Here is a 3,601-nt window from a genome sequence, read left to right as displayed (position 1 = left end):
AGGATGTGCGGATCCCGGTGGCGTACCTGAAGACCTTCCAGGGCCCTCCCCACGGCATTCAGGTGGAGCGGGACAAATTGAATAAGTACGGCCGCCCGCTGCTGGGCTGCACCATCAAGCCCAAGCTGGGCCTTTCCGCCAAAAACTACGGACGGGCTGTGTACGAGGCGCTGCGGGGTGGTCTGGACTTCACCAAAGACGACGAAAACATCAACTCCCAGCCCTTCCAGCGCTGGCGGGATCGCTACCTCTTTGTGATGGAGGCTGTCCACAAGGCGCAGGCAGAGACTGGCGAGATCAAGGGGCACTACCTGAACGTGACGGCGCCCACTTGTGAGGAGATGTTCAAACGGGCGGAGTTTGCCAAGGAGATTGGCGCCCCCATCATCATGCACGACTACCTGACTGCCGGATTTACCGCCAACACCAGCTTGGCTAAGTGGTGCCGCGACAACGGCATCCTGCTGCACATTCACCGCGCCATGCACGCCGTGATTGACCGGCAGAAAAACCATGGCATCCACTTCCGGGTGCTGGCCAAGTGCTTGCGCATGTCCGGTGGCGACCACCTGCATGCTGGTACGGTGGTGGGCAAATTGGAGGGCGACCGCGCCATCACCATGGGCTTTGTGGATCTCATGCGGGAAAACTACGTGGAGGCCGACCGCTCTCGTGGCATTTTCTTCACCCAAGATTGGGCCTCTATGCCCGGGGTGATGCCGGTGGCCTCAGGTGGCATTCACGTCTGGCACATGCCAGCGCTGGTGGAGATCTTCGGCGACGACGCGGTGCTACAGTTTGGGGGCGGAACCCTGGGACACCCCTGGGGGAACGCTCCAGGCGCGACGGCCAACCGGGTGGCCTTGGAAGCCTGCATCCAGGCCCGCAATGAAGGTCGGGATCTGGCCCGCGAGGGCAACGACATCATCCGCGAAGCAGCCAAGTGGTCGCCAGAGCTGGCGGCTGCCTGCGAGCTGTGGAAGGAGATCAAGTTCGAATTCAAGCCCGTCGATACGCTTTAAAGTAAAGATCTGCCGGGGGCAAGGGATCCCCACCGTTCTCTTGCCCCGCTGCTTCGGCTTGCCCGTGGACTGGTCATGGATCTGAAACAGATCGCCAAAGATACGGCCAAAACCTTGATCAGCTACCTGACCTATCAGGCGATGCGCACGGTGCTGGCCCAACTGAGCGAGACGGATCCTCCTAGGGCTCTTTGGCTGCAGCAGTTCTCGGCCCGGCAAAACCTTCAGGAGGGGGAAACCTACCTGCGGGCTTTGCTGGCAGAGCGGCCTGACCTGGCCTATCGCATCATGACCGTTCGCGAGCACATTGCGGCGGAGGTGGTGGACTACCTGCCGGAAATGGCCAAGACCGGCATTCAACAGGCCAACATGGAACACCGCCGCAGCCACCTGGAACGGCTGACCTCCGCGCCGGGATCCCTGCCGGTCACGCACCCGGAAGCAGGATCCCCTCTACAGAACCCTACACCTGAAACGGAGTAACTTTAGTCATGCAAACCTTACCGAAAGAGCGCCACTACGAAACCCTTTCTTACCTGCCGCCGCTAACGGATCTGCAAATTATCAAGCAGGTGCAGTACATCTTGGATCAGGGCTACATCCCTGCCATTGAATTCAACGAATCCTCTGAACCGACGGTTCGCTACTGGACTCTGTGGAAGCTGCCCCTCTTCAGCGCCACTTCTCCCCAGGAGGTGCTGACCGAGGTACAGGCCTGCCGCAGCGCCTACCCCAATTGCTTCATCCGTGTGGTGGGTTTCGACAACATCAAGCAGTGCCAGGTACTCAGCTTCTTGGTTTACAAGCCCAGCGGCCTACGCTAAGAGAGGTTCGGGGCAATTGGTCTAATTCCCAGTCAATCAGCGCGGAGGGAGAGCTTCTCCCTCTTTTTTATTTCTTGCTTCGCATAGCCATTCTCACTCTCAAAAAACAGTCATTCCAAACAGCAACGAAACAGTTCCTTGCCTCGTTATTGCTACACAACGCTGTCGCGAAGGCGCCGCTCCAACTCCCCTCTCCCTGAGGGAGAGGGGTTGGGGGGGGGGGGCCCCTTTTTAGGATCCGATCCCCAAAAGCGCTCCCAATCCCACGGCCAGGAGAGCTGCTAGGGTCGTTTGAATGCCGTTCACCACTTCATTGCTCATCCAAGCCAGGCGAGGTTGCAACACCACCCCCATCCAGCTTTCTGCCAAGGTGGCCAGAATCCCACCCAGACAGCAAATGCCCAGCCAAAACGGGTCTCCTCTTACCCACTCCCCACCGATCCCCCAGGCCAACGTGGCCATCCCTACCGCTGCCGCCATCCCTGCCAGGGATCCCTCCAGGCTCACAGCTCCCTCTGTGCCCGCCGGCACCGGCTGAAAGGTGGTGATCAAAAAGGTCTGGCGTCCGTAGGCTTTTCCCACTTCGCTGCTGACGGTATCGGCCAACTTGGCGGCGAAGCTGGCGCTATACCCCAACCACCAGAGGGGATGGGCAAAAAGTGCATATCCCACCGCACAGGCAGCCCCCGTCAGGGCAGATCCCCAGACATTTTCCGGCCCTCGCGCCCCCTCCCGCTTCTCGGCGATCCCCTGCGCCTGCTTGCGCCGGATCCCCAGCCGGGTGACGGCGGTGCCGACTAAAAAATAGGCGGCTACTACTAGGTAACCCCGCCACCCCAGGCCCCCCCACACCAGCAGGCCAAGCAAGCCTGCATGGAGAACCCCAGCCCGCGTCAACGCCCTTTGCGGGATCAGCAGAGCCAGCGCCACCAAGGCCAGGTTGAGCCAGAGCGCCACTCCCCACTGACTTAGAAGCCACACCTGACCCATCGGTGCCCTCCATCAGCAGAAAGGGCGGCTAGAAACTAGCCACGGCAACGGAGAGGGAGGGATTCGAACCCTCGACGGAGCTTTTGGGCCCCGTAACTTCTTAGCAGGAAGCCGCTTTCGACCACTCAGCCACCTCTCCAGAGCGGCAGAGACCTCAGCAAGCTGGGATCCAGCTGCTAGCTCACCCATTGTAGAAGATGGGATCCCACCCGGCAACTGTTCTCGAGCGGGATCCCTTCCGGAACTCAGCTCACCACCTGCACATAGATATCGAAGCTGCCGCTGTTGTCGCCGTAGCTGCCCTTGGCATCGTTGACGTTGAAGGCGATATCCAAATTGGGATCCAGATCCACCTCTTGGGGCTGCTCCGGCGAGGATTCCCAAACCTGATGGGCCACCAGTTGGGCGTTGGGCTGAAACAGCACGAGGCCGTAGCGGCAAAGACCCGGGTAGCGCCACTCTGGCGGGGTCGGGATCCCTTTGCCCAGAGGCGAGCGGATGCTGGTGGAGAAGGAAAAGCCGTAGCGCCAAGCCACATTTTTCACAAAAAAGCGCAGGCGGCTGGCCCGCAGCGGGCGTCCTTGCCAGCGCAAGATATTGCCCGGCTCGTGGTTGACCCGCAGGCCGTAAAAGGCGATCCAGCCCTGCAACTTCCCCTCTTGGGGCTGCGCGCCCTCAATCACCACGGCTTGGCTCCAGTCCAAGTCGCTGCCATCACAAGTACAGCCTGTTAAGGAATCAAGGGGTACAGTAGCAACACTTAGC

The 3,601-nt window shown here is 60.3% G+C and carries 5 protein-coding genes and 1 tRNA gene; 3 read left to right on the top strand and 3 right to left on the bottom strand.

The features are described 5' to 3' along the window. The 3 genes from NW835_RS09630 to NW835_RS09620 all read left to right on the top strand — a co-directional run. Positions 1 to 1,022 (top strand): ribulose-bisphosphate carboxylase large subunit (locus NW835_RS09630; RefSeq protein ID WP_414415168.1); only part of this gene is annotated, 1,022 nt, incomplete at its 5' end. Positions 1,023 to 1,097: 75 nt separating this feature from the next. Further along, positions 1,098 to 1,505: a RuBisCO chaperone RbcX gene (gene rcbX, locus NW835_RS09625; RefSeq protein WP_414363813.1), complete on the top strand. Its 408-nt coding sequence runs from the start codon at positions 1,098 to 1,100 to the stop codon at positions 1,503 to 1,505. An 8-nt stretch (positions 1,506 to 1,513) separates the two neighbouring features. Beyond that, entirely contained in the window at positions 1,514 to 1,846 is a 333-nt protein-coding gene (locus tag NW835_RS09620) for a ribulose bisphosphate carboxylase small subunit (RefSeq protein ID WP_414363814.1), read from the top strand. A 231-nt stretch (positions 1,847 to 2,077) separates the two neighbouring features. On the opposite strand, the gene NW835_RS09615 is transcribed toward NW835_RS09620, so the two are convergent. The 3 genes from NW835_RS09615 to NW835_RS09605 form a co-directional block, all read right to left on the bottom strand. Then, positions 2,078 to 2,836, bottom strand: a complete 759-nt coding sequence (locus NW835_RS09615; RefSeq protein WP_414370662.1) for a TIGR00297 family protein — start codon at positions 2,834 to 2,836, stop codon at positions 2,078 to 2,080. A gap of 48 nt (positions 2,837 to 2,884) precedes the next feature. Further along, positions 2,885 to 2,975: transfer RNA gene (locus NW835_RS09610), tRNA-Ser, on the bottom strand. A gap of 106 nt (positions 2,976 to 3,081) precedes the next feature. After that, a partial coding sequence (locus tag NW835_RS09605) for a hypothetical protein (protein ID WP_414415167.1) occupies positions 3,082 to 3,601 on the bottom strand: 520 nt, incomplete at its 5' end.

It is taken from the genome of Synechococcus sp. OH2 (assembly GCF_047462155.1).
GTDB lineage: Bacteria > Cyanobacteriota > Cyanobacteriia > Thermostichales > Thermostichaceae > Thermostichus.
This window is presented reverse-complemented; position numbering and strand designations above follow the sequence as displayed.